26 protein-coding genes and 1 pseudogene are annotated in these 25,744 nt (G+C 59.7%); 14 read left to right on the top strand and 13 right to left on the bottom strand.

Annotated features, from left to right (window positions below):
- Positions 1 to 95: 95 nt before the first annotated feature.
- The 5 genes and pseudogenes from ACA062_RS13425 to ltrA all read right to left on the bottom strand — a co-directional run.
- Positions 96 to 851, bottom strand: a pseudogene (locus ACA062_RS13425) (MCP four helix bundle domain-containing protein); the annotation flags it as partial.
- A 285-nt stretch (positions 852 to 1,136) separates the two neighbouring features.
- Positions 1,137 to 1,889 carry a DUF72 domain-containing protein gene (locus ACA062_RS13420; RefSeq protein WP_497456810.1) on the bottom strand — a complete coding sequence of 251 codons (753 nt, stop codon included), beginning with the start codon at positions 1,887 to 1,889 and terminating at the stop codon, positions 1,137 to 1,139.
- Entirely contained in the window at positions 1,886 to 2,317 is a 432-nt protein-coding gene (locus ACA062_RS13415; RefSeq protein ID WP_497456809.1) for an HhH-GDP family DNA glycosylase, read from the bottom strand. The genes ACA062_RS13420 and ACA062_RS13415 overlap by 4 nt, the downstream gene beginning before the upstream one ends.
- A gap of 81 nt (positions 2,318 to 2,398) precedes the next feature.
- Positions 2,399 to 2,971 (bottom strand): nucleotidyltransferase family protein, encoded by a 573-nt coding sequence (locus ACA062_RS13410; protein ID WP_497456808.1) that lies wholly within the window; start codon positions 2,969 to 2,971, stop codon positions 2,399 to 2,401.
- A gap of 155 nt (positions 2,972 to 3,126) precedes the next feature.
- Positions 3,127 to 4,548 carry a group II intron reverse transcriptase/maturase gene (ltrA, locus tag ACA062_RS13405; RefSeq protein ID WP_497456807.1) on the bottom strand — a complete coding sequence of 474 codons (1,422 nt, stop codon included), beginning with the start codon at positions 4,546 to 4,548 and terminating at the stop codon, positions 3,127 to 3,129.
- An 879-nt stretch (positions 4,549 to 5,427) separates the two neighbouring features.
- Between ltrA and msrA the strand changes: the two genes are divergently transcribed.
- Positions 5,428 to 5,934, top strand: coding sequence for a peptide-methionine (S)-S-oxide reductase MsrA (msrA, locus tag ACA062_RS13400; protein WP_497456806.1), 507 nt, complete (start codon positions 5,428 to 5,430; stop codon positions 5,932 to 5,934).
- Positions 5,935 to 5,961: 27 nt separating this feature from the next.
- Here msrA and ACA062_RS13395 read toward each other — a convergent pair whose 3' ends face one another.
- Entirely contained in the window at positions 5,962 to 6,960 is a 999-nt protein-coding gene (locus ACA062_RS13395) for a bile acid:sodium symporter family protein (protein WP_497456805.1), read from the bottom strand.
- 235 nt (positions 6,961 to 7,195) lie between these two features.
- Between ACA062_RS13395 and ACA062_RS13390 the strand changes: the two genes are divergently transcribed.
- The 8 genes from ACA062_RS13390 to phnE all read left to right on the top strand — a co-directional run bounded on the left by ACA062_RS13390 (position 7,196) and on the right by phnE (position 13,479).
- On the top strand, positions 7,196 to 7,516 hold the full coding sequence (locus ACA062_RS13390; protein ID WP_497456804.1) for an isochorismate lyase: 321 nt from the start codon (positions 7,196 to 7,198) through the stop codon (positions 7,514 to 7,516).
- A gap of 258 nt (positions 7,517 to 7,774) precedes the next feature.
- Positions 7,775 to 8,356: a hypothetical protein gene (locus ACA062_RS13385; RefSeq protein ID WP_497456803.1), complete on the top strand. Its 582-nt coding sequence runs from the start codon at positions 7,775 to 7,777 to the stop codon at positions 8,354 to 8,356.
- 88 nt (positions 8,357 to 8,444) lie between these two features.
- Positions 8,445 to 9,101 carry a hypothetical protein gene (locus tag ACA062_RS13380; protein ID WP_497456802.1) on the top strand — a complete coding sequence of 219 codons (657 nt, stop codon included), beginning with the start codon at positions 8,445 to 8,447 and terminating at the stop codon, positions 9,099 to 9,101.
- 432 nt (positions 9,102 to 9,533) lie between these two features.
- Entirely contained in the window at positions 9,534 to 10,064 is a 531-nt protein-coding gene (locus tag ACA062_RS13375) for a glyoxalase superfamily protein (RefSeq protein WP_497456801.1), read from the top strand.
- A 184-nt stretch (positions 10,065 to 10,248) separates the two neighbouring features.
- Complete coding sequence (locus tag ACA062_RS13370) at positions 10,249 to 11,100, top strand: putative selenate ABC transporter substrate-binding protein (protein ID WP_497456800.1); 852 nt, start codon at positions 10,249 to 10,251, stop codon at positions 11,098 to 11,100.
- Positions 11,097 to 11,894: a phosphonate ABC transporter ATP-binding protein gene (locus ACA062_RS13365; protein WP_497456799.1), complete on the top strand. Its 798-nt coding sequence runs from the start codon at positions 11,097 to 11,099 to the stop codon at positions 11,892 to 11,894. The genes ACA062_RS13370 and ACA062_RS13365 overlap by 4 nt, the downstream gene beginning before the upstream one ends.
- Positions 11,888 to 12,715, top strand: a complete 828-nt coding sequence (locus tag ACA062_RS13360) for a PhnE/PtxC family ABC transporter permease (protein ID WP_497456798.1) — start codon at positions 11,888 to 11,890, stop codon at positions 12,713 to 12,715. Before ACA062_RS13365 ends, ACA062_RS13360 begins: the two co-directional genes overlap by 7 nt.
- Positions 12,712 to 13,479 carry a phosphonate ABC transporter, permease protein PhnE gene (gene phnE / locus ACA062_RS13355; RefSeq protein WP_497456797.1) on the top strand — a complete coding sequence of 256 codons (768 nt, stop codon included), beginning with the start codon at positions 12,712 to 12,714 and terminating at the stop codon, positions 13,477 to 13,479. Before ACA062_RS13360 ends, phnE begins: the two co-directional genes overlap by 4 nt.
- A gap of 16 nt (positions 13,480 to 13,495) precedes the next feature.
- Here the strand turns inward: phnE and ACA062_RS13350 are convergent, their stop codons facing one another.
- From ACA062_RS13350 to ACA062_RS13340, 3 genes are read right to left on the bottom strand one after another with little or no spacing between them, the layout of a single operon-like run.
- A complete protein-coding gene (locus ACA062_RS13350) occupies positions 13,496 to 15,004 on the bottom strand; it encodes a tripartite tricarboxylate transporter permease (protein ID WP_497456796.1) in 1,509 nt (502 codons plus the stop codon).
- A gap of 24 nt (positions 15,005 to 15,028) precedes the next feature.
- Positions 15,029 to 15,523: a tripartite tricarboxylate transporter TctB family protein gene (locus tag ACA062_RS13345; RefSeq protein WP_497456795.1), complete on the bottom strand. Its 495-nt coding sequence runs from the start codon at positions 15,521 to 15,523 to the stop codon at positions 15,029 to 15,031.
- Complete coding sequence (locus ACA062_RS13340) at positions 15,520 to 16,491, bottom strand: tripartite tricarboxylate transporter substrate binding protein (protein WP_497456794.1); 972 nt, start codon at positions 16,489 to 16,491, stop codon at positions 15,520 to 15,522. The genes ACA062_RS13345 and ACA062_RS13340 overlap by 4 nt, the downstream gene beginning before the upstream one ends.
- Before the next feature lie 223 nt (positions 16,492 to 16,714).
- Between ACA062_RS13340 and chrA the strand changes: the two genes are divergently transcribed.
- The 3 genes from chrA (at position 16,715) to ACA062_RS13325 (ending at position 18,960) form a co-directional block, all read left to right on the top strand.
- Positions 16,715 to 17,911, top strand: coding sequence for a chromate efflux transporter (gene chrA, locus ACA062_RS13335; RefSeq protein ID WP_497456793.1), 1,197 nt, complete (start codon positions 16,715 to 16,717; stop codon positions 17,909 to 17,911).
- A 186-nt stretch (positions 17,912 to 18,097) separates the two neighbouring features.
- Positions 18,098 to 18,448, top strand: coding sequence for a DUF6152 family protein (locus ACA062_RS13330; protein WP_497456792.1), 351 nt, complete (start codon positions 18,098 to 18,100; stop codon positions 18,446 to 18,448).
- The gene (locus tag ACA062_RS13325; RefSeq protein ID WP_497457410.1) at positions 18,448 to 18,960 is read left to right on the top strand and encodes a DUF6644 family protein; all 513 of its coding nucleotides are present in this window, start codon (positions 18,448 to 18,450) and stop codon (positions 18,958 to 18,960) included. Before ACA062_RS13330 ends, ACA062_RS13325 begins: the two co-directional genes overlap by 1 nt.
- A 64-nt stretch (positions 18,961 to 19,024) precedes the next feature.
- On the opposite strand, the gene ACA062_RS13320 is transcribed toward ACA062_RS13325, so the two are convergent.
- Entirely contained in the window at positions 19,025 to 20,113 is a 1,089-nt protein-coding gene (locus ACA062_RS13320) for a polyamine ABC transporter substrate-binding protein (RefSeq protein ID WP_497456791.1), read from the bottom strand.
- 54 nt (positions 20,114 to 20,167) lie between these two features.
- On the bottom strand, positions 20,168 to 21,469 hold the full coding sequence (locus ACA062_RS13315; protein WP_497456790.1) for an NAD(P)/FAD-dependent oxidoreductase: 1,302 nt from the start codon (positions 21,467 to 21,469) through the stop codon (positions 20,168 to 20,170).
- A gap of 166 nt (positions 21,470 to 21,635) precedes the next feature.
- Between ACA062_RS13315 and ACA062_RS13310 the strand changes: the two genes are divergently transcribed.
- Positions 21,636 to 22,520: a LysR substrate-binding domain-containing protein gene (locus ACA062_RS13310; protein ID WP_497456789.1), complete on the top strand. Its 885-nt coding sequence runs from the start codon at positions 21,636 to 21,638 to the stop codon at positions 22,518 to 22,520.
- A 65-nt stretch (positions 22,521 to 22,585) separates the two neighbouring features.
- Here the strand turns inward: ACA062_RS13310 and ACA062_RS13305 are convergent, their stop codons facing one another.
- Together ACA062_RS13305 and ACA062_RS13300 are read right to left on the bottom strand one after the other, a co-directional pair.
- Complete coding sequence (locus tag ACA062_RS13305; protein WP_497456788.1) at positions 22,586 to 22,807, bottom strand: hypothetical protein; 222 nt, start codon at positions 22,805 to 22,807, stop codon at positions 22,586 to 22,588.
- Positions 22,808 to 22,933: 126 nt separating this feature from the next.
- The gene (locus ACA062_RS13300) at positions 22,934 to 24,079 is read right to left on the bottom strand and encodes an alkaline phosphatase family protein (protein ID WP_497456787.1); all 1,146 of its coding nucleotides are present in this window, start codon (positions 24,077 to 24,079) and stop codon (positions 22,934 to 22,936) included.
- A gap of 431 nt (positions 24,080 to 24,510) precedes the next feature.
- Between ACA062_RS13300 and ACA062_RS13295 the strand changes: the two genes are divergently transcribed.
- Positions 24,511 to 25,695, top strand: coding sequence for an acetyl-CoA C-acyltransferase family protein (locus ACA062_RS13295; protein ID WP_497456786.1), 1,185 nt, complete (start codon positions 24,511 to 24,513; stop codon positions 25,693 to 25,695).
- Positions 25,696 to 25,744 lie beyond the last annotated feature (49 nt).

Below are 25,744 nucleotides of genomic sequence, written 5' to 3'. Positions count from 1 at the left end.
GCGACCTCGTGACAGCCGTTGCTCAATTGCTGGCTCATGCCGCTCACGCCATGGGCGTTGCTGCGAACCGCCTCGATCATGCCGCGCAGGTCGCGCTGCATGGTCGCCAGGCTTCGAATCAGCGCACTGGCTTCGTCCTTGCGGGTGGGCTCGACAATAGGTTCGCTCAAGTTGCCATGGGCGATGTTGTCGGCAATGCGGCTGGCGGTCTGCAACGGCCCCATGATGCTCAGAATCACCCAGCGGCCCTGGAGAAGCAGCAATAACAGGCTGGCGATGAGCATGCCGCCAATGGCGAACCTGGCGTTGCTGATGGCTTGCCCGGTACCGGCGCTGGTCTGTCGGGTGTCGGTTTCGATCAACTCGCTCAGAGCGGCCAACTGGTCTTCCAGCTGGCTGAAGGTTGCATTGAAGCTACCCAGTTCCTTTTGCGCGGCCTCCGGGTTGGCCAGCGCCAGCCCGACGATGCGTTCGGCGGCGTTGATGTAGGTATCCAGGCTCGGCTTGACCTTCTCCAGGCCGGCCTTGAGCGTGGCATTGACCGGCAGCTTGAGGTTTTCACCGAGCACTTCACGAAAGTGCGCCGCATGTTCCTCTATGGAACTGCGCACCTCGGCCGTGCTGCTGGTGCTTTTGCCCAGCCCGACCAGCATCGCGGCGAGCACGTCGGCGCGTAATGCGTCGTGCATCATGTCGGCTTCGAGGTGATTGCGCAGCGCGGTCATGCTGACCTCATTGTCATTCACCGCCTGCGCCATCTGCGTGTTTCCCAGGTAACTGACCAGACTCATGATCAAGGCGGTGAGCAGGCCGGTGCCAATCAACAACAGCAAGCGAATTTTTATCGACACGTTGTGGGTTCCCTGACAGTTGGGTAAAGCCCTGCGCGGAGGGCCTCTCTGAACGGGTTATCGACTGTGCCGGGCGCTAGTTGAAGGCTATTTCAATACGCACGTACCTTTTACGACATGCGGTCGTCCTCGACTGTTTTTGCGCGTTTCCCACACCGGAAAACCAGCAACAGGCTGGCGAACGCCCCCGACCACTGCAGAGGTCGACGGCATGATGTTCAGGGCTGACAAAAAACCTGTGGGAGCCTGGCTTGCCAGCGACAAGCCTCTCTAACGCCCGGCTTGCTACGGCTTAGCCTCACAGCCCAGAAGTGCCTGCAGCGTTAGCGCGTTGCTCAATGCAAACCCGCTGGCGGTGTTATCGAAGATGCACCAGCGGGTTGTGCCCGCCTGCACCGGGTTCTGCACCTGCCGCGCCAATGCCTCCAATCGGCTCAAGTCGTAGTCACTGTGATAAATGCGCGGCGAGCCGTGCCAGCGCCAGTATTGAATCCCCAACCACCCGCCCGGGGTATCGCCGCCGGTAATGGGCGATGGGTCGGCAGCGACCCGCCCTATTCGCTGCTCGATCAATAAAGCGTCTGCGTCCAGCCAGCTCTCATGCCGCGGCTCAAGCACCACCGCCCCGGCGTAACGTTGCCGCAGTGCCTGGAAAAACGCCGCGGCAACGCTTTTGTCGTAAGCCAGCGACGGCGGCAACTGCACCAGCAGGCAGCCCAGGGCATCACCCAGCGCCGTGCATTGGGATAGAAATTCGTCCAGCAACAGCTCGCAGCCTTGCAAGCGCTGAACATGGGTGATGAGTTTGGGCACTTTGACCGAAAACCGAAACGGCGCCGGTACCGATTGCGCCCAGCGCCAATAGGTCTGCGACCGATGCGGGCGATAGAAGGAGCTGTTGATTTCAACGGCCGTGAGTTGCGAGGCATACCGCTGCAGGTGGGTGCCGTGCTCAGGAAACGTCGGCCAGTGTTCTCGGGGCAAGTTCCAGCCGGCACAGCCGATGTATACCGACGGGACGTGATTGGCCTGGTTCAATAGAGCACCGCCGCGGCATCGCGCATGAAAATCTCCACGGTCTTGGGCCCTACCCCGTCGAACTCGCGCAAGCGTTTTTCAAAGGCCTGGCGATCCTCGCTGGCGGCCTGAATGTGGCCGATCTTGCCGGCGTATTCTTCGCCGAGTTTTTTACACAGGTCCAACAGACGCGTCGCGGTGGTCTCGTCGTAGCGCACGTAATGGGCTTCTCCCAACATTGAAACCAGTTGCCTGTGGGTACAGCCGCCAAGCTTGCGCGCGGTGTCGCGACCGTGTTTTTCAACGATAACGCGGTAGGCCTGCGCCGCGATTTCAACCTGGATGCGCTTGCCCATCAGGAAGCTGGCGACAAACCATTTGAACAAGGCGCTTTCGTCTGCATCTTTCAGATGAATACCGAGATCGCTGGCACTGATCGATTTGTTCATTTCAGGCTTTCTTCTCCCCAGGTCCGGAACATCTCCGGGCTCCTTAACTTCGAGAAAAGCTTGCCCTGCAAGTTCGTTTTTTTAAAAAGAACCGTCTTCGCCAACGATCTTCAACCAGGGCCAGCGCGCCTGATAACTCTTGGCCTTGTGTTCGAACAAATCCGGTTCAGGATTGACCGGATTGACCCGCAACAGCCCTTCTTCGACATCGCTCAAACCGTAAGGCGCATACACCTCACCCGTCAGCACATCCAACCCGATGCAAGTTCCCGCAATCAGATACCGGTCAATACCGTCCTTTGTGGACTGAAGCCTGGGATACGCCTTGCCGAACCGCTGGCGGTACCAAAGGTGAACCCGTGCCTGATTCTTGATTTCGATGTCCACTTCGAGGTCGTGAAAGAGCTGGCGTGCGAGGTTGATGACTTCGTTCTCCGCCTCCCAGGACACGTCTTCATCAAAGTAAAAAACGTCGTAATCCTTGACACCCCAGGCCGCGGGATGCCCGGCTTGCTGATTCCAGACCGCCTGAAACAGACAGCCTGCGGTCAGCATGCATTGGTTTAGGCCCAGTGACGGCAAGCGTCGGGCTATCTCGGCGTTGGCCGGATTGGTCATTGCGATTTCAATCAGGTGTTCGGTGGTCAACATCAAGCCGTCTCCTTATGGGCATTAATATCCTTGAGAGCTGACGATACATGAAGTCCGTTGAAATACGCCCATCCGGTGCATCCACGAATCGAGTAGGAGGCGGATTCACATCCGCCGTCCTCTCACACCACCGTACGTACGGTTCCGTATACGGCGGTTCAGGTTACACGGCTAAACCGGTTAATCGTATCCAGTATCGAGACCAGCCCAAGTCGATCCCACAGCTTCTTCGGTAGCGCCTGATTCATATGAGGCGCTCCCGAGTTCCACCATGGGCCTCGGCCATTGACTGTCGATTTCCACGCCCGTGCCTCACCGAGTCCCAACCGTATCAAGTTGCGCGCCCTCGTAGAGTGCCGCTTCCATTGACGCCAGATGACACAGCGAAGCTTATGGCGTACCCAGCCATCAAGTGTTTCCAAGGCACGCTTGCCTTGGCTGAGCTTGAAGTAGCCAGCCCAACCGCGCAGCACGGGGTTTATCCGCTCGATGATATTCGCCATCTTGTGGCCCCGCGCTTTACGGAGCAGGCCTCTGAGTCGGTCGCGCAAACGACCTAGACTCATCGTCGCCACTCTCAGCCTCGGTTGCTGGTGCCAGCTCATCCCGTAACCCAAGTAATCACATTTCCAAGACCCGGCTACTCGGCTCTTGTCCCGGTTCAGCGTCAGTTTCAGGCGCTGATTCAGGAAGCGCTCAACACTCCTCATCACTCGTTCGCCAGCACGCGGGCTGCGTACATAGATGTTCGCATCGTCGGCATAACGTACAAAACGGTGACCCCGTCGTTCCAGCTCGCGGTCGAGTTCGTTGAGCAGGATGTTCGACAGCAACGGCGAGAGCGGGCCGCCTTGCGGCGTCCCTTCCTGCCGTCGGCTGGTAACCCCGCCCGACATCATCCCGGCCTCGAGGTAGCGACGGATCAGTTTGAGCACACGTTTGTCTTCGATTTGACGCGCCACGTAGGCCATCAGGACATCGTGGTTGACCCGATCAAAGAACTTCTCCAGATCGAGCTCCACGCACCAGCGGTGACCCGCCGCCACATGGGCACGGGCTGTTTCGATGGCTTGATGAGCGCTTCTGCCCGGACGAAAGCCGTAGCTGTAGTCCGAAAACAGCGGGTCGAAGATCGGCGTGAGCTGTTGCAGCAGTGCCTGTTGGATCAAGCGGTCCGCGACGTTGGGAATGCCCAGTTGTCGGGTGCCACCTTTGGGCTTGGGGATTTTGACGGCGCGTACACCTTGTGGGTGGTACTCGCCAGCCAGCAACCTCGCCTTGAGGGTCGGCCAATACTGTTTCACGTAGCCCGCCAACTGGTCGACCGTCATGCCATCGGCACCCGGTGCGCCTTTGTTGCTGACCACGCGCTGATACGCACGCCTGAGGTTGGCGGGTGCAAGCACCCGCGCCATCAGCGTGTCCGGCTCCGCGTTCGTCCACGTCACAGATGCCGTCGATACCTTTACGCTGTCAGCCGTCATCCTCGGATTCTGTCCGGGACTCGGAGTAACAGTCTTCTCTTGGAGAAATTTCTGCATTTCGGTATTCAACGAGACTCTGACGCCTACTGGCGGCATAACCTGTTCGGCCCTTGGTGGCGCGGTTGACCGCCACTTACTACGGCTTCGGCTGACTTCTGCACGCTCATCCCGTCGCCTCGCGGCGCTCGGTAGCACAGTGGCAAACGTACAGATCTCCCAGGGTAATTCGCGCGACCTTCCTGCTTATGCCTGTCGGATCTACGTCACAGCGTTCCGTGCAAGTATTGGGCTTTAACGGTTTGGGCCGTCTCACCCCGCTGCGCCGCCTCTATCCGCTTCCTGTTCGTCAGGCCAGCATTTTGCCTCGGGCTTCCTTCAGATTCGCAGTCACCCGCGACACCCTTGCCTTCGGCTAACACTTCCCCTTGCCGGGTGTGTAGAGGACTTTCACCTCCAAGTCACCAGCGTGGCCACCACAGCCAAGCTGGTTGCGCTTGCGCACAACGCGCCATGCCTGGCGCACCCACGAAAAAGCCCGCGCAAGGCGGGCTTAGTTAGTGAAAGTTGAGTAGGTGGCCAGCGCTGGTCTCTGGCTTACAAGGTTTATCAGGACTCTGACAGAAGAGTTTTGCGCTCTTCTGCTTCACACGGCATAAGGGCTGGATCTCAGCGCGGAGATCTTTCTAACCGTGTACCCTTCGGAACGCGCCCCACGTTTCCTCGCTATCCGCTTTGCGCATCAGTCTGCGTCTTCACCTACAACTTCAGAGTAGCAAAGAAGCTCCAAGCGTTGAACTCGATTTTTAGACCGATTTCCTTCATCAAAAACGGCGGCTGGAAGCAAAAATACTATGGCCAGCCGCCCTCGGATGAAATTGACGTTCGCACGGGCCGGGGCCGATACTCGGCAGCCCGGCGAGAGCATTTTCGCCGGTACGTTCACCGGGCAAATTCACTGAGCGCAAGGACAGTAAAATGAGCACGCGAACTGAAAAGGCCGTTCTGGCCGGCGGTTGTTTCTGGGGCATGCAGGATCTGATCAGGCGCCAACCCGGCGTATTGTCCACGCGGGTGGGCTACACCGGCGGCGATGTGGACAACGCCACCTATCGCAACCATGGTACCCACGCCGAAGCGATCGAGATCGAGTTCGATCCGGACCAGATCACCTATCGCCAGATCCTCGAGTTTTTCTTCCAGATCCACGACCCGACGACCCGGAACCGCCAGGGCAACGATATCGGTACAAGCTACCGCTCCGCCCTGTTCTATCTCGACGAAGAGCAGAAGCGCATGGCCGAAGACACGGTGGCCGACGCCGATGCCTCCGGTCTCTGGCCCGACAAGGTGGTCACCGAGATCGTGCCCGCCGGCCCGTTCTGGGAAGCGGAGCCGGAGCACCAGGACTATCTTGAACACTATCCCAACGGCTACACCTGCCATTTCATCCGGCCGAACTGGAAGCTGCCCAAACGCGGGTGATGGTGTGGGTGGCTCAAGTCCTGGCGATCAGGGATCGACCTGGCCCATCAGTTCGGCGACCGTTTCCGAGCGATTGGCATAGCGTTGCGCCAACACCGCACACACCATCAGCTGAATCTGGTGGAACAGCATCAGCGGCAGGATCAACACACCCAGGGTGCTGCCGGCGAACAGCACCTGGGCCATCGGCACACCGGTCGCCAGGCTTTTCTTCGAACCACAGAACAGGATGGTGATGCGGTCTTCCCGATTGAAGCCCAGGGCTTTGCCCGACACGGTGGCGATCAGCAGCACCAGCGCCAACAGAATGCAGCACACCACCACCAGCCCGGCCAGGGCCCAGAGCGGAATCTGATGCCAGATGCCTTCGACCACTGCCGCACTGAAAGCACCGTAGACCACCAGCAGGATCGAGCCCTGATCAACGAACTTCAGCCAGTGCTTGTTGCGCGCCACCCAGGTGCCGATCCAGCGCCGGGCAATCTGTCCGGCAATGAACGGCAGCAACAGCTGCACGCTGATTTTCAGAATCGCATCGAGGGTCGAACCGCCCTCGCCGTGCACATCCAACAGCAAGGTCACCAGCAATGGCGTGAGAAAAATCCCGAACAGGCTGGACGCCGCCGCACTGCAAATCGCCGCCGGAATGTTGCCACGGGCCAGCGAGGTAAATGCAATCGCCGACTGTACCGTGGCGGGCAGTGCACAGAGGTAGAGCATGCCCATGTACAGATCGTTGCCGATCAGCGGCGACAACAGGGGTTTGAGCGCCAGACCGAGCAGCGGGAACAGGACAAAGGTCAGGCCGAACACCAGCAGATGCAAGCGCCAATGCCCCGCACCGGCAATGATCGATTCGCGCGACAGCTTGGCGCCATGCAGGAAAAACAGCAGGCCGATGGCAAAGTTGGTCAGCCAGCCGAAGGCGACCCCGATCTGACCGCTGGCGGGCAGCACACTGGCGAGAATCACCACGCCGATCAGGGTCAGGGTGAAGTTGTCGGGCAAGAAGCGAGGGCGGGTCATTAGCATCATCCGGGGCGCCAGGAACGTTGTAACGACTTTAACCTGCCTGCCGATGACCGACTAACGCCAATAAGCCAGTAGATGCCGCCAAAAGGACATGACAGCCACTTTGTTCCCGGCTCGCAGCATCCTGTCGACATTACCAGCGATTCCAACGAATATTGCTTGCAGCTTTCAGCAACGCCGAGAACGCATCCGCAGGACCACGATATTCCAACAAAAGGAGTTCACCTACATGGAAGTCATCAACCAATTGCAACCTGCCGAGTGCGCAGGCATGGAAGACATCCGGCGGGAAATCGATGTCCTCGATCAGGCTGTTATCAAACTGTTGGGCAAACGCTTCCACTACGTACTGGCTGCCTCGAAGTTCAAGACTTCGGCGACCTCGGTGCGTGCCCCGGAGCGATTCATGGCGATGCTGGCGACACGTCGCATATGGGCTGAAGCGGAAGGCCTGAGCCCGGATGCAATCGAGAAGATGTACAGCGACTTGGTGAATCATTTCATTGACGAAGAAATGAAACACTGGGCGGTTCACCAATCCGGAATCTGATTCTAATTTCAGGGTTGTACGGCCGACTTTCTAAAAGCAACCTGCTACCTGACGGCGTCCTGTAAACCTTAGGGGAGCTTCACATCCTGGCTGGTCAATCGCGACACGGATCATCGACGAAACGGAAATTACCGCCTACGCTCGTAAGAGAATCCGGCGAGTAGCTTTCTGAAGAAAAGTTTATTGCCCTTACCTATATTCCAAATCGAACGCAGAAAACTTTTCCCTTAGAACTCCTTCGCACCGTTGGAGGATATGATGACCGATGAATCTAAATCGCCGTGGAATAGCCTTGAGATAGCCAAGCTTTTTGTGACACCAGTTGTTGTCGCACTACTTGGATTTTTTTTCCAATCGCAACTGGCGGATCAGGCAAGCACCACGCAAAAACTTCTTGCTGACCAGGCTCGTTCTTGGCAACAAAGTCAGCGATTAGCAAATCGACGCCTTGAGCTGTACGACGAGATTAGTGACGATCTGAACAGGATTTACTGTTTCGTTGAAGACGTTGGTTCCTGGAAGGAAGACAACCCTGAAACTATCATTGCCTACAAGCGCCATGTCGACCGCGAAATGCATTCTCACCGCGCAATTTGGTCGAATGATGCCTTTTCAGCTTATTTGAAATATATGGATTCAGCGTTCATTGAGTATGCAGGCGGAGTCGGAGGGGATGCCCAAATCGCAACGACTGTTGTCGAAAAAAGGAAGGGTATCGACGGTTGGTCAACTGCTTGGGAGAGCCAGCTTACCGGTAAGCGAGTCGATGAGCATCAGAGCAACTACGATCGATTACAGAACCTGTTGTCGCGAGACATGTCTTTAATCCTCGAAAAATAACGATTTTTCACCTTGATTGAGAGGACCCGCTATCACGGTATAAGTGACATGACAGTAAATCCCCTACCCCACGAGGCGTTTTTTGCATATGACCCCACGAAACCGAAAGTTACTCGCTGCAATCGCCGGTCTTATTTTCGTATTGGTGGGATTCCCAATTGCGTTTGTAGGGCATTTTTTCATTGCAAGTTTAGGAGATATGATCACTTCGCCCAACACCGTACCTAATTGGTCGATACCCGATGAAAGATCAAATTTTTATTTATTCTTCATTAGCGGACTGATAATTGCTGCTGGGATTTCTGTAACAGCATTACTTTGGTCTCCGCGCTCTAGCTACTCCTCACGCTGTATCATTTACATATCTCTGCTCGCTATTTTACTGCCGGTCTCAGTATTCAATTACGCTCACGCCGATTTTATAGTGAATCGCTCTGCGCAGGCGCTTTTAAATATTTTTCTCGTATTGGGCGGCTCGATTGTAGTAACGGAATTATATCTTTTGAAATCACCTGCCCGGGATCTTCTCGCTTTGCAAATTCTTGCGGTACTCTCGCTATCACTAACGGCAGTATTTATACCTGCGACATTCTCCATTATATGGCTGCTAAACACATTAGGCGTAATCTCGGAAACAAATTCGAAATCACTCGGAATCCCAACGATCTCCACCATCTCCGGGGCATTATCCGCAGTTGTTGGTTACGTTAAATTCAGGCGAGAACTCAAAAACGAACCCAAGTAGATTGGGCAAACGACAGGACATTAAACTTTTATTCCAGTAAGCCACGAACGCTTGTCGTTTAATGTCATGACCGTGGCTGGACAACTCTGGCCAGCTGCTAATTTAGTGTTCCAGAACATCGACCTGGGCTTGAGGTTAATGATGCTTAGGAGATGACTGAACAGCCCGAGGTCTAAAAGGGCTGAGCGACGGCCTGACTAAACCCTTCGCTATCCGGCCACAACGGACTTAACACCCATGAACGAGACGATCAGCCAGGAAAACCTTCCGCACTTGGCAGCGCCTATGTATCATCAGCCCGGGCCGCTGCTGCCCGCCGCTCGCTCCCGCAGGGAAAGGTGAAAGCATCTGTTTTTCCAAATCATGTCGTATCTCTTGACGGTCGGGATTTGGCAACGCGAGCTCCAAAAAGCCTCGACTACAGGAGCAACGATGTTTTCAATCGAGCAAGCCAAGCAGATGGCCAAGCGGCTACGTGCCTCGCTTCAGACGCGCGATCAAGCAGTGCCTCACTCCACCGCGCTTGAACTGGTTGCGCAACAACTGGGTTACAAGGACTGGAACACCGCGTCAGCGCTGCTGCCCCAGGAAAACCCGCAGCCAACGATTACTTTCGAAAAACCCATCCCGATATTGCGAATGTTCGACGAAACCAAGGCGCGGGAGTTCTATCTGGATTTCCTGGGTTTCAGCGTCGAATTCGAGCACCGCTTCGAAGCCGATCTGCCACTGTACCTGGGGATCAGCCGAGACGGGCTGCAACTGCATCTGTCCGAACATCATGGCGATGCGAGCCCCGGGGCCACGGTGTTTGTGCCCATGCACAATATCGAACGGCTGCGGGATGAATTACTGGCCAAGCGCTACGGCTACGGACGCCCGGAAATTGTGCAGCAGGGCTGGGGCCAAGTGCTGGAAGTCTACGACCCTTTCGGTAACCGGATCCGGTTCTGCCAAAGCTGACCCCGCCGGACGGACTGGGCAGGCCCGGTCCGTCCTCGTTCGATTGCACCCTTGGCGACAGATTGCCATTGGGCCAAAAGCGGTCAATACCGCACCGTTTCGTCTACCCTCACAATGCGCCCTGCAGCCATCAGTTGGTGCCCGGCGCATCGACATTCTTGCGTTAATGTACCGGAGAATTTTCATGTTAAAACGCCCCCTGGCATTGGCCGTTGGCTTGACCCTGTCGTTTTGCACCCTGCTGGCGCAAGCCGCCGACACCCTGAAAGTCAGCGCCATTCCCGATGAAGCGCCCACCGAACTGTTGCGCAAGTTCAAGCCGCTGGGCGCTTATCTGGAACAGCAATTGGGCATGAAGGTCGAGTTTGTGCCCGTGAGCGACTATCCGGCCGTGGTCGAGGCGCTCGCTACCGACCGGATCGACATGGCTTGGCTGGGCGGCTTCACGTTCGTGCAGGCCCGCCTGAAAACCGGCAATGCCATACCGCTGGTACAGCGCGAACAGGATGCTCAGTTCACCAGCAAATTCATCACAGCCGACCCGGCCGTCAAGTCGCTGGCCGATCTCAAAGGCAAGACCTTTGCCTTCGGCTCGGTGTCTTCCACTTCAGGCAGCCTCATGCCGCGCTATTTCATGCTCAAGGACGGCATCAAGCCGGAAACCTATTTCAGTCGCGTGGGCTACTCCGGTGCCCATGATGCCACCGTCGCCTGGGTCCAGGCCGGCAAGGTGGACGCCGGGGTCCTGAACGCCAGCGTCTGGGAAAAACTGGTCGCCGCCGGCAAGGTCGACACCACCAAGGTCAAAGTGTTTGCCACCACCCCGGCCTACTTCGACTACAACTGGACGGTGCGCGGGACCCTCGACCCGGCGCTGGCGGCGAAGATCAAGGCTGCCTTCCTGGCGCTCGATCCGGCGAAGCCCAAAGACAAGGAAATCCTCGATCTGCAGGCCGCCAGCCGATTCATCGAAACCAGCCCTGACAACTACAAGGGCATCGAAGAAGCCGCACGCGCCGCCGATCTGCTCAAATGACGTTGCATCTGACCCAGGTCAGCCTTACCCACGCCAACGGCGTCCAGGCGCTGCAGGGCGTGGACCTGCACATCGCAGCACGGGAACAGGTCGCCATCATCGGCCCGTCCGGGGCGGGCAAGTCGAGCCTGCTCAACCTGCTGGCCACCGCCCTGCGCCCTGGCAGCGGCGAGTTGCAGGTACTCGGCGAGCGCGCCTGGCAGCTGTCTGCCCGTCAGCGCCAGCGTTTGCGCGCGCGCATCGGTCTGATCCATCAAGCACCACCGCTGCCACCGCGCCAGCGCGTGGTCACCGCGGTCCTGGCCGGCAAGCTGGGCCAGTGGGGCCTGGGCAAGAGCCTGCTGAACCTGCTGCATCCGCTGGATATTCCGGGCGCACGCGCGGCATTGGCCAGGCTGGACCTTGGCGACAAGTTGTTTGCGCAATGCCAGCAACTGTCCGGTGGCCAGCTGCAGCGCGTGGGCATTGCCCGGGTGCTGTATCAAGCGCCCGAGGTGTTGCTGGCCGATGAACCGGTATCGGCCATGGACCCGGTGTTGGCCGAGCACACGCTGTCGGTGCTGTGCCGCCATGCCCGGGAACACAACGTCACCCTGGTCGCCAGCCTGCATGCGGTGGAATTGGCCCTGGCGCACTTTTCGCGGATCATCGGCTTGCGTGATGGACAGATCCTGTTCGACCTGCCCGCCGGCGCCGTCGACCGCGAGCTGCTCGACAAGCTCTACGCCAATGAGCAGCTGCAGTCGTCGCCGGTTGTTCCGGCACCCTTGGTTGTGCAGATTCCCCGATGCTGACGCGCGATACCCGAGATCCCGCCACCCGCCCCCGCTTGCTGTTCACGCTGCTGGCCCTGGTCCTGCTGTGGCCGGGCATCCTCTTCAGCGAGTTGGACCTGAGCGTACTGGTAGCCAGTGACAGCCAGAGCGAGATCGGCAAGTTCGTGTCAGCCTTCTGGCCACCCGCCGATGACGAGGCGTTCATCGAGCTGTTGTTGCAAGCCACCCTGCAGACCCTGGCCATCGCCACGGCCGGCATGGCTTTGGCGTTGCTGTTGGCAATCCCCGCCAGCCTGCTGGCCAGTCGCGCCCTGTCGCTGTCTGCTGCCTCCCGTGCCGGTCACCCGGGCTTTTGGGGCCGACTGCTGCGCTGGCCGGTTCGCGGCTTGCTGATCTTCCTGCGCAGCGTGCCGGAAATCGTCTGGGCCCTGCTGTTCGTGCGCGCCGTCGGCCTCGGTCCGACCGCCGGGGTGCTGGCCATTGCCATTACCTACAGCGGCATGTTGGGCAAGGTCTACGCGGAGATTTTCGAGTCGGTCGACCAGCGCCCGGCCCACGCGCTGCTGCAGTCCGGCAGCGGTCGGCTTGCGGCCTTTTGCTACGGGATCCTGCCCAATGTCGCCGCGGAGCTGCTGTCGTACACGGTGTACCGCTGGGAATGCGCCATCCGCGCTTCGGTGGTGATGGGCTTCGTCGGGGCCGGCGGCCTGGGCCAGCAAATGGACCTGTCGTTGCGCATGTTCGCTGGCGGTGAGGTGGCCAGTCTGTTGCTGACGTTCCTCGTGCTGGTGTTGCTCGCCGATCAACTCAGCCGCCTGCTGCGCTGGAGGCTGGCATGAATCGCCTGTTGAACCTGGTCCTGCTGCTGTGCATCGGTGCAGCGGTCGTTGCTTCATTCATCTACCTGGGCATCGACCTCGGCGAGCTCGGCGGCAGCGGCAACCTGAACCGGATGGGCGCTTATGCCCAGCGTTTTCTCAGCCCGGACCTGAGCGCGGGCCATCTGCAAGCCATCGGCCACGGCGCCCTGGAAACCATTGCCATGTCCGCCCTGGGCACCCTGCTCGCGGCGGTAGTCGGTCTGCTGTTGGCATTGCCCGCCGCCGGGCGCTTCGGCTGGCCCTTGCAGAGCGCGTCGCGCCTGGTGCTCAACGCCTTGCGCGCGGTGCCGGAACTGGTGTGGGCCGCGCTGATGGTGCTTGCCGCCGGCCTCGGGCCCAATGCCGGCACCCTGGCATTAGCCCTGCACACCACTGGCGTGCTCGGCCGACTGTTCGCCGAAGCGCTGGAAAATACCCCGCCCGAACCCGCCGACGCCATCCGCCTGCAGGGTGGCAATGCCGTTTGGGCGTTCTGTTACGGCACCCTGCCCAACCTGTTGCCACAGCTGCTGGCCTACATCCTGTACCGCTGGGAAAACAATATCCGCATGGCCAGCGTGCTCGGCTTCGTCGGCGCAGGGGGCTTGGGGCAAATGCTCTATGTCAGCCTCAGCCTGTTCCAGGAAGCTCAAGCCAGCACGGTGATTCTGGCCATGCTGATCCTGGTGTTCGCCGTCGACACCTTGAGCAGCTGGAGCCGTCAACGCTGGGTCAAGGCCTGACTGAGCCCCCAGTGTCTCAATCATCCTCATGCAACTTGATACCCCGCGCATGCAGCAGATGAGGCACCAGCAGCACCAGTAACGTCAGCGCCAGGAACGCCGCCGATATCGGTTGGGTCAGAAACACCGTCCAGTCCCCCTCGCTGATGGACAAGGCGTTACGCAGTTGCTTTTCAGCCATCGGCCCCAGCAGCATGCCGACGATCACGGGGGCGACGGGGAAGTCGAAGCGCCGCATCAGGACCCCGCCCCAACCGATCGCCAGCATCAGCAACAGATCGAAGGAAGAGTGGCGCATGCCGTACACGCCGATGGTGGCGAACACCAGAATGCCCGCGTTCAGGTACGGCCGGGGGATCTGCAGCAGCTTCACCCAGAGGCCGACCAGTGGCAGGTTCAACACCAGGAGTATGACGTTGCCGATGTACAGCGAGGCCACCAGGGTCCAGACCAAGTCCCCCGAGGTCTCGAAGAGCATCGGTCCCGGTTGCAGGTTGTAGTTCTGGAACGCGGCCAACAGAATCGCCGCGGTAGCCGAGGTGGGAATGCCGAGTGTCAGCAGCGGCACCAGAGAACCGGTCGCGCTCGCGTTGTTGGCGGCTTCGGGGCCGGCGACGCCTTCGATGGCGCCCTCGCCCTTGCTGGCGGCGAATTCTTTGGGGTATTTGCTGAGTTTGCGTTCGGTCGAATAGGACAGGAAGGTCGGAATTTCAGCGCCACCGGCCGGGATCGAGCCGAAGGGAAAACCGATCAGCGTTCCCCGCAGCCAGGCGGGCACCGAGCGCTTCCAGTCGGAGCGGGTCATCCACAACGAGGTCAAGCGGTGCCGGCCGGCTGCTTCCTCTTTTTGATAGAGCAGGCTGTACAAGGCCTCCCCCACCGCAAACAACCCGACCGCCACAAGCACCACCTCGATGCCATCCACCAGCTCGGGGACCCCCAAGGTGTATCGGGCTATACCCGAAGTCGAGTCCAGGCCGATCAAGCCCACGGTCAGGCCGATCCCCAATGAGGCGAAGCCTCGCAGCATCGAAGCCCCGAGTACCGCAGACACGGTGGTGAAGGACAGCACCAGAATCGCGAAATACTCCGCAGGACCGAACTTGAGCGCGAGTTTGGCCACAAGGGGAGCAAACAGGGTCAGCAGTATGGTCGCGATGGTGCCAGCCACGAATGAGCCGATCGCCGCCGTTGCCAAAGCCGGTCCCGCCCGACCGTTGCGGGCCATGAGATTGCCTTCCAGGGCCGTGACCATGGACGACGATTCACCCGGAGTATTGAGCAGGATGGACGTGGTCGAACCGCCGAACTGAGCGCCGTAATAGATACCAGCGAACATGATCAGGGCCCCGGTGGGATCGACCTTGGCGGTGATCGGCAACAGCAGGGCCACCGTCAGCGCCGGTCCGATCCCCGGCAAGACACCAATCGCCGTGCCCAACAGACAGCCGATAAACCCCCACATCAGATTGATCGGCGTCAGTGCCGAGGAAAACCCCATCGCCAGGCTTGCGAGAATGTCCACCGTATCGATCTCCTTCGGCCCGGTTCAGATCCAGGCGTTGACCAGGGGCGGAAGGGAAACCCCCAGCCCGGCGTTGAACAGCCAGTAAATCGGCAGGGTCAGGGCCATGCCGATGGCGAGATCACGCACCGGACGGCGGCTGCCGAACCCTCGTGCCGAGCAGGCAAACAACAACGCGGCCGCCAACACGAACCCGATGAAGTTGATGAGCAAGGCCACCCCCAGAAGGCCCGCCGTCACCCAGGCCGCACCGGCTTTTCCGCCGGGTACGACGCCAGCCGTCCCGTCGGTGTCGTCGGCCAGTTCGCGAAAGCCACCCGTGATTGCCTGATAGCTCAGAAACAGGCCCACGGCGCCGAGGAATACCGCCACGGCGTAGGGATAGACGTGCGCGCCGAGGATGACGAACCCCATCTCCGGCGGAAACCGATACGCGCCGAACGCCAGCACTGCGCTGATGGCAATCACGCCGATGCCAATCGCCAGTTGCGTGGGCACAATCGTGCGAGGCTGAGTCATTTCGCAACCAGCCCGACCTCGACCAGCATCGCACGCAGCCGCACGTGCTCGTCGTCGACGAATTTGCCAAACTCATCGCCGGTCAGGACGTTGGGTGACCACTTGTTGGTGTCGATATTTTCTTTCCAGACGTTGCTTTTAGTAGCGGCCACGACCGCGTCGGTCACTTCTTTACGTTGCTCCGGCGTGAGGCCTGCGGCGCCGTAAACGCCCCGCCAGTTGCCGATCGTCATGTCGTAACCACTCTCCTTGAGCGTCGGCGCATCGATGCCGGCCACACGCTCGGGCGCGCCGATGGCCAGCACACGGAACTGGCCGTTCCTGATGTACTGGCCAAGTTCGGCATAACCACCGGTGATCACCTTGATCTGGCCACCCAAGGCCTGGGCAACGACTTCACCGCCACCGGCGAAGGCGACGTAATTGACCTTGTTGACCGGCACCCCCATTTTTCCCGCCAGTTCGGCAATCCCGATGTGATCGATCGATCCCTTGGAACCACCGCCCCAGGCGATACTGGTCGGCTTGTCTTTAAAGGCTTTGAGCAAGTCCTCCAGGGTCTTGAATTCGGATTCCTTGCGTACGGCGAGCACGTTGTACTCGGTGAACAGCCGGGCGATCGGAGTCACGTCCTTCAAGCTGATTTGCGGCTTGTTCTGTTCAATGGCAGTGACCATGATCGCACCGACGACCAGCAGTGCATTCGGGTCGCCTTTGGTGCTGTTGGCGAATTGCGCCAGCCCCAGGGTCCCCCCGGCGCCGCCCTTGTTTTCGAAGGTGGTGGATTTCGCCGCTTTGGCCTCGACCAAGGCTTTGCCCAGCACCCGTGCGGTCTGGTCATAACCGCCACCCACGGAGCCCGGGGCCATGAACTTGACGGTGTCCAGCGCAAAGGCCGGTGTCGCGAGCGCGGCAGCGGTAATCCCTGCGGCAAGGTAGCGATTGAATCGATGGAACAAAGCGGACATGAGTTGTCTCCCGATTGCATTGTTTTTATAGTTGCCGGCTGAACGTCGATCAGGGCGCAATCCCTGTTCAACGCACCTTGGCCTGCGAATAAGCGTAGGCCATGCTCGGGACGACGACATACAACTGTGAGTCGCTTCGAAAGGGAGCGCCTTTTACAGTCATCTGACCTCGCTATCGTCGTTCGATGATTGAACCGGACCCGTTCACCAGGAAGGCGAATACATGATCAACGCTCGTGCTTATGACCGCAGCAGTGCGTGGTCGGTGTTTCTGATCTTCCTGCGCCTCGGGCTGACCTCTTTCGGCGGCCCGATTGCGCACCTGGGCTACTTTCGCGAGGAGTTCGTCACACGACGGCGCTGGCTGAGCGAAGGCAGTTACGCGGATCTGGTAGCCCTGTGCCAGTTCCTGCCGGGGCCGGCGAGCAGTCAGGTCGGCATCGCGCTGGGTATGTCCCGGGCCGGATACGGCGGCGCGCTGGCGGCCTGGGTCGGCTTTACGCTGCCTTCGGCGATTGCCCTGATCCTGTTTGCACTGGGCATTTCCCGATATGGCACGGCCATTTCCCCCGGCGCACTGCATGGCCTCAAGGTGGTGGCCGTGGCAGTGGTCGCGCAAGCGGTATGGGGCATGGCGCGAAACCTGTGCACGGACGTGCCGCGAGTCACCCTCATGGCGATTGCGGCGTGCGTCGCCCTGCTCGTACCGTCCGCCTGGGGCCAGGTCAGCGTGATTGCCGCCGCGGCCGTGGCTGGCCTCCTGCTGTTCAAGCCGGGACAGAGTGCCGGTCACGATCCACTCCCGATCACGATCAGACGCCGGACCGGGGCGATCTGGCTGGCGCTGTTCCTGGCATTGCTGGTGGGCCTACCCCTCCTGGCCCAGGTGCTGCCCAATCAAACCATGGCGATGGTGGATGCCTTTTACCGGGCCGGATCACTGGTATTCGGGGGTGGCCACGTCGTCCTGCCGCTGCTGCAAGCCGAGGTGGTACCCAGCGGCTGGGTCGGCAATGATGCCTTCCTCGCCGGATATGGCGCCGCACAAGCCGTCCCCGGCCCCTTGTTCACCTTCGCCGCGTTCCTGGGTGCATCGATGAGTCTCGCCCCTTCGGGCTGGATCGGCGGCATGACTTGCCTGCTGGCGATCTTCGCGCCGTCCTTTCTATTGGTCCTGGGCGCGTTGCCTTTCTGGGAAAGGTTGCGTCGCAATGTGCGCACACAGGCCGCACTGGCCGGGGTGAACGCGGCGGTGGTCGGCCTGCTGCTGGCCGCGCTGTATCAGCCAGTCTGGACCAGCGCCATTTTCCAGGCCCGGGACTTCGGTCTGGCGCTGGTTGCCCTGGTGGCCCTGATGTTCTGGAAACTCCCGCCCTGGCTGGTGGTTGTCGGCTGCGGGTGCGCGGGCTGGCTGTTGTAGGAGCCGGCTTGCCGGCGAAGGCGTCTGCAGGGCTGAGGCCGCCTTCGCTGGCAAGCCAGCTCCTACATGGATCACCGGCGTACCGCTGGGAACAATGTCGAGCTATTCTGAAAACCATCTGCGCCGAACCCGGCCCAAGTGCGTCGGGAGTCCGGTTGATCAATGACCTGCAACAGGAGACTTGTCATGAAAGGCATGCTCGGCAGCATTGGATTATCACTCTTACTGGCAGCAACGGCTGCGTTCGCCCATCACGGCTGGAGTGAATACGACTCCAGCAACCCCCTGGAGCTCAATGGCACGATAGAAGAATCCGGCTACTCCCATCCCCACGGTTTCGTGCGCCTCAAGACAGCGGACAAGACCTGGAACGTCGTCCTCGCACCGCCCTCGCGCATGGAGAATCGCGGCCTTACCCGAGACATGCTGAGTGTGGGAAACGAGGCCACTGTGGTCGGCTATCAGAATCGCAACAAGCCTGACGAATTGCGCGCCGAACGCATCACAGTCGGCGACAAGACCACCGAGCTGCGATGATGCAGACCGCCGACAGCAGCGGTGGAACGGGGCCGGACAGCTGGCTGGACTGGTTGAACGACTCGCCGGTCGGGGCGGCCATGCGCGGCGACCTGTGGTTGTATCCGATGGTCGAGGTGGTTCACATCATCGGTTTCACGGTGCTGGTCGGCTCTGTCCTGATGTTCGATCTACGGGTGCTCGGGCTGTCAAAAGATATTGCGGTGACGGCCCTGGCGCGCCACCTCCTGACCTGGTCGATTGCGGCCCTGCTGTTGATCGTGCCTGCCGGCCTGATGATGTTTTCAGCTCATCCCCATGATTTTGCCTCCAACGGCGTGTTTATCCTGAAGTTGTGCCTGATCGCTACGGCGGGCGCCAATGCCGCCCTGTTCCACGTCGGTGTATACCGCTCTGTCAACCGATGGAACACCGCCGTTGCAGCGCCTGGCATCGCCAGGATCCAGGCGCTGTTTTCGATTGCGCTATGGGTCACCGTGATTCTCTGCGGACGACTGTTGGCGTACACCTGAGCCAACTTGCCTGCGACGCCGTGCACTGGTTTTTCTGGCGGGCTTTTTTTACCGGGTCGCTCGGTCAGGTATTGGTTTTCAGCTTGGTCCACAACCGGGTACTCAACCGGGCGATGGCCGCAGGCAGTTCCTCCACGGTAAACAACTTGTCCAGCACACTGCTCGGCGGGTAGATCGCCAGGTCCTGTTTCACGGCTGGAACCACATATTGATCCGCCGCCAGGTTGGGGTTGGCGTAATGGACGCTGTTGCTGATGTTGGCTATGACCTGCGGCGTCAGCAGGTAATTCATGTAGGTGTAGCCATTCTTTTCGTGCGGTGCGCTCTTGGGCATCACCACCATGTCGAACCACAGGGTCGATCCTTCGTCAGGGATCGAATAGGCGATGTCGATACCGTTATTGGCTTCCTTGGCGCTGGCCGCCGCCTGCACCACGTCCCCATTGAAACCGATCACCGCGCAGACGTTGCCGTTCGCCAGGTCGCTGATGTACTTGGAGGCGTGGAAATACTGCACATAGGGTCTGATTTTCAGCAGTGCCTGCTCGGCTTTCTTATAGTCCGCAGGTTCGTGACTATGGGGCGGCAGGCCCAGGTAATTGAGGGTGATCGGCAGGACCTGCGTGGGGTTATCGATAATCGCCACGCCGCACTGGCTCAACTTCTTGATGTTGTTTTCATCAAAAAACAGGTTCCAGGAGCGGGTGACATCGGTGTTGCCGAAGATCGCCTTGATCTTCTCGACGTTGTAGCCGATACCCGCGGTACCCCACATGTAGGGATAGCCATACTGGTTGCCCGGATCATTGACCTCGAGTTTTTTCATCAGTGCCGGGTCAAGGTTTTTCCAGTTGGGCAACTGGTTTTTATCGAGCTTTTGAATGGCCCCGGCCTTGATCAACCGGGACAGAAAATGGTTCGAAGGGCTCACCACGTCGTAGCCGGTGTTGCCGGTCATCAACTTCGACTCCAGCACTTCGTTGCTGTCGTGAATGTCGTAGGTGGCTTTGATCCCCGTCTCTTTGGTAAAGCTGGTCAGGGTGTCGTCGGCGATGTAGCCGTTCCAGTTCGAGATGTTGACGACTTCGTCGGCGTAGCAGGCTGCCGACAACGTCGTCAGCACGACCATCAGCGGAATATCGTTGATGCGCATGTTCAATCACCTGGTTGTTGATGAGTTTTTATTGTTTGCCGGTTGCCGGGTTTTCTAGATTTCTGTTCGGGCCCTGACCGCCTCCACGCGCATGCGCAGCATGGCACCGATATCGAGCAAGGGCCGCGGCGGCAACCAGCCCGGCTGAGCCCTGTGCATGACCGATGTCAGGATCGGCGAGCTGGCACCCGATGCCAGTTCGGCGAGCAGGCGTCCCCACAGGGTGCCGCGCGCGACGCCCGACCCGTTGCAGCCAGCCACGGCGAAAACGCCCTCTTCGACCTTGGCAAAGTAAGGCTGGCCGGAGCGTGAGGCGCTCAGGTGTCCGGTCCAGGTGTATTGGATGTCCTGCTCGTTCAGCCATGGAAAACGTCGCTGCAAGCCGAGCACATGGTGTTTTCGACGCTGTTCGAGTTCACTATTGGACAAGTCCCGGGAACGGTATTCCGCCGTGTTGCGGATCATTACCCGACGGTCCGGCGTCAGGCGCACCGTGGCCCCCAATGGCCGGGTAGAGAGCACGCCCCAGGGTTCGACAGCGCCCATTGCGCTGAACTCTTGGTCACTGAGCGGCCGCGTGAGGCTGGCACTGAGTTCCATCGCGAAGGTGCCGCTGTCCGCGATCCCGGCGCGCGGGATGAACGCATTCAGGCAGACGAGCACCTGCTTGGCTTCGATGCTCGCGTTGACAGCGTTGGCGCGAAGGCTTCCGTTACCCAGACGCTCCAGCCCGCTGATGTCGGTGTTTTCGTAGAGGGTGACGGTGTCGGGCAATGTATCGAGCAGTCCCTTCACATACTTCGCCGGTTGCAGCAGTGCGTTGCCATTGCCACACCAGATCGCGGCCTGATAATGCCGGGTTCCGAGCTTCTTGCTCAGTGCTTCACCTTGCAGAAACTCCGCGCGGGCGCCGACGGCACGTAGCGTTTGCAGCTTGGCCTCGACCTGGGTCAGTTTGCGTGGATCGCTGACGGCGAAGTAATAACCCGAATCACGGAAATCGCACTCGATGCCATGCCGAACAATGCGCTGGCGTACTTCTTCGTTGGCGACCCGGGAAATCTCGGTATCCACGGCAAAATCAGCAAAACCCCGACCGCCAATCAACTCGTCATCGGTCGGGTGTTCATGGCCGACCACAAAGCCTGAATTGCGCGCCGAAGCCCCCTGCGCCGCCCGTTGCCGGTCGACGACCACGATGCGTGCCTGAGGGTGCATGCCTGCCAGCGAATGAGCGGCACACAGGCCGGTGATGCCGGCACCAATAATCAGCCAGTCAGCCTTTTGCGTGCCGCTCAGGCGAGCGCGTGCCGGAGAATCTCCAACTTGCGCGATCCAGCCACATCTATTTTCCATGCATCACCTCATTCGACTGTCATTTCGCGAGCCGTCTCTGTTCAAAGCACAACCTCATGCAACAATCGCATCAGTGGTTTGAGTTGGCGGTAGCTAGAGCTAGAATCTATAAGGCCTTCGGCAATACAACCAACGTTATAAAATCATTGAGCCATTCAGAAAACGCATGGATAAAATTCGCCACGTTGCTTCGCTCCAGGCCTTGCAGGCCTTGGTCGAAGTCGCCGACACCGGCAGCTTCACCCAGGCTGCGCAGACGCTGTGCCTGACCCAAAGCGCAGTGAGCCGCAAAATTCAGCAACTGGAGAGTCATTTCGGCTTACCGATGTTTGTGAGGAATAGCCGCCATGTCCGACTGACGCCGGAGGGCGAACAGGTGCTGGCCACCGCGCGCACTGTCCTGGCGCAATTGAAAACACTTGAGGACCGGCTTGCACCGCAGAAACGTCCTTTCCGCATCCGCATGCATGTGTCGCTGGCGGTGCGATGGTTACTGCCGAAGTTGAGCGAGTTCTATCGAAGTCATCCGGACGTTTCGCTGTCGATCGAAACCGTGGCGACTGAAGTGGTGGAGCCGGCGATCGATAGCGATGCCTACATCCTCTATCTGCCGGAGCCGTCCGCTGATCCGGATTGCCTGACCCTGTTCGAGGAAGCCCTGGTGCCGGTGTGCGCCCCGGGCCTGGCCAGCCCGACCCGGCCGCTGCAGTCGGTGGAAGATCTCGTGGGTTTTGCGCTGCTGCATCGTTCGGCGGACAAGCATGACTGGGGCCAGTGGCTGGCAGCCAATGACGGCAAGTCGCTGGAGGATTACCGACACATCCCCTTCAACCTCGACGAGCTGGCGCTCGATGCCGCAGCGCGAGGATTGGGGGTGGCCATGACCGACTTGACCCTGGCGGCCGAATCCATCGAACGGGGCGTGCTGGACATACCGTTCGGCCCTCCCTTGAAAACCCGCGGAATCTACGCGCTGAACCTGCAACCTTCAGCAGCCTCGCACCCGGCGTGCTCGCTGATCATGCAATGGTTCGCCCAGCAGGCCGAATGACCTCGCCGGCAAGCCGGCGAAGGCGCAAGCCCGGACACCAACAATCGTCGCACAAAGCCTGATCCCTAGGTGCCACGCCCCAACCCTTCTATCGCATTGGCAAAAGCGCTGCCGGCCTGGCGAACCAGTCCGCGCCATTCAACGCTGTTGATAAGCCCTTTGCGTTCCATCTCATCGGCGGCCTTGAGCAACTCGTCATACTGCTCTTCAGGATCCATGCGGATTTCGGGCTCTTTCAGCAGCTGATACCAGGCATCCAGGGCTTCCTGCTTGCTATCGTCATTCATGGTCGAACTCCCGGGCTGTGACTGTCGTTGGAAGTTTTTTCATGAATAGCCGTTCCTCGATTCCGACGTATGGCATTCAGGTCATCAGACATTGATCCCGGTCCATGGAAACGCTTTTTCGGCGCTTCATCCCCCGGTTGCGACAATCAAAGGTACAAGCTGCTCTTCATCCGACAGTGCTCCATGATGACCTGTCCACGAGGTCTGGAAGGGTTCCCGCACAGAGCGAACCAAGCCGGCATTGTCCCCGGCGACCAGCAGAAGATCGCCAATGCGCCTGCACGCGGCATCCGTCACGTTCTTCCCGAACAGGCCAAGGACCAACGCCTGTTCTCGCGTGAGCACTTCGAAGTGACCTGCGAGAATTTCGCGCCAGCGCCTCACTACATCGGCATCGGTGGGGTCTTGGAGATAGACATGCCGTGCCCGAATATCACCACAGAGACTGGCTACTCCCCGTTGCAAGTCCGGCATCAAGTCAAAATCAAAGGTCCTGGCATCTTCGATCGTGGTCATACCATGGTCAGCGGTCACTATCAGCACCGCATCCTGCTCAATTTGAACTCGCAGACTGCGGATTCGTTGATCGATGTCTTCGAGCGTGTCCTGCCACTTCTCGGATCCTGGTCCATGCAAATGTCCGCACAGGTCGAGCTCACCGAAATAAACGTACGAGAGCTGTCGATCATTGCACGCTGACGCCGACCGAACGTTTGCAATCAGATCGTCGGGATCAGTGAACGCAATGACGTTGGCCCCGTTGAACACGGTCCGGGTATAGGCCGAACCGGCAATGGCGGCAGGCAGAAACGCATTGATCAACAAGCCACCGGCGGCCGCCTTCACCCAGGCCGACTGGCTGACCACGATCTGTTCGGCACAGGCGGCGGCTGCGTCAAGTCGACCGGTGCGCGGGTCGAAGAGCTGCCAGGACAGAGGGTTGAACTGCCACCCCTCGACATTGAAAGCCGCACCGACTATGCCATGACTACCGCTGTCTTCTGCGGTTGCCAGCGAAGCCAGGCTGGCAGCCGTCGTCGACGGAAAGCCCGAACGCAGCACTTGCCCCTGCCCTCTGTTGATCAGTGAGTTCAGGTACGGCGCCCTGTGGGCATAACGGTCCAGAAGTTGAGCGCCCAGCCCGTCAACCAGACACAACACCACCTGCTTGCAGCGTGGCAAGACGATGCTTGCCGCGTTATCACCGGCGCCCAGCGATTGAAGAACCGAGTTCGTCAAGCTGGCCAGGCCGGACCTGATTGGCTGGGACATGATGCACCTCCTTAAGCAGTGTGAATGGCCTCCACTCGATTCCATCGTAGAGGGTTGAAGCCATGGAGATTACAAACACCAGGGGCGCGAGCATGTGCTGGATTACCAGGCCCAGGGTGTGTGGTGCATTAGTGATCATTGACAAAGACGCCAGATGGTAACGCTAATTCGGTGAACGACGCAGATCCCGTGTAGGAGCCGGCTTGCTGGCGAAGATGGCGGCACATTCAGCAGAGGTGTTGGCTGACAGACCGCTTTCGCTGGCAAGCCAGCTCCTACAGGGACCGCGAGCACCTCAAGTAAAATGGCAAAAAACACCAGCGCCTTTGAGCAGTTTCGGCATAGGCGCAACACTTAGCCGAATCTAGACTCGCCCTCCTATAAAAGCATCCAAACTAAATAAAATCCGGTGCTGATCCAGGAGAACCACCATGAACCCATCCGATATTTTTGTTATCAGCGCCGTGCGCTCGGCTATCGGCAGCTTTGGCGGCTCCCTCAAGGATGTGTCCCCCATCCAGCTGGCCACCGACGTTTGCCGCGCCGCCATTGAGCGTTCGGGCCTGGCGCCGGAGCACATCGGTCACGCCGTCATGGGGCATGTGATCCCGACCGAAGCCCGTGATGCCTACATTTCCCGAGCCGTGGCAATGAATGCCGGCCTGCCCAAGGAAACGCCGGCCTTCAACGTCAACCGTCTCTGCGGCTCCGGTTTACAGGCGATTGTCAGTGCTGCGCAAAGTCTGATGCTGGGGGATGCCGGGGCCGCGCTGGCCGGTGGCGTCGAGTCCATGAGCCGCGGCGCTTATCTGCTGCCGCAGGCCCGCTGGGGCGCACGCATGGGCGACATGCAGGCCATCGATTACATGCTCGGCGTGCTGCAAGACCCCTTTGCCGGTTTCCACATGGGCATCACCGCGGAAAACATCGCTGAGCGTTATGGCATCACCCGTCAGGCCCAGGATGAACTGGCACTGCTGAGTCAGCAGCGTGCGGCCCGGGCGATTGCCGAAGGGCGGTTTGCCCCGCAGATCGTGCCGATCGAAGTGGCGAGCCGCAAAGGTACGGTGACCTTTGCCACTGACGAACACGTGCGCGCCGAGGTCAACGCCGAGCAATTGGGCAAGATGAAACCGGCCTTCAAAAAAGACGGTAGCGTTACTGCCGGCAACGCCTCTGGCCTCAATGACGGCGCGGGCGCGCTGATCATGGCCACCGGTGAAATGGTCCGTGCGCAAGGCCTCAAGCCGATGGCGCGACTGGTCGGGTATGCCCATGCCGGTGTCGAACCGGAACTGATGGGACTGGGCCCGATTCCCGCTACGCGTCTGGTGCTCAAACGCGCAGGCTTGACCGTTGCCGACCTGGATGTCATCGAATCGAACGAGGCCTTCGCCGCCCAGGCGTGTGCCGTGGCGCAAGAATTGGGCTTCGATCCAGAGAAGGTCAACCCCAACGGCTCGGGGATCTCCCTGGGGCATCCGGTGGGCGCCACTGGCGCGATTATCGCCACCAAGGCCATTCACGAACTGCACCGTGTTCAGGGCCGGTATGCCCTGGCGACCATGTGCATTGGCGGCGGCCAGGGCATCGCCGTGTTGTTCGAACGCGTCTGACCAGACCGCCCGCCCCGCCTGCGCTTGCCCCCCGTTCAGCGGGGGCAGG

It is taken from the genome of Pseudomonas sp. LBUM1679, from assembly GCF_059695565.1.
This window is presented reverse-complemented; position numbering and strand designations above follow the sequence as displayed.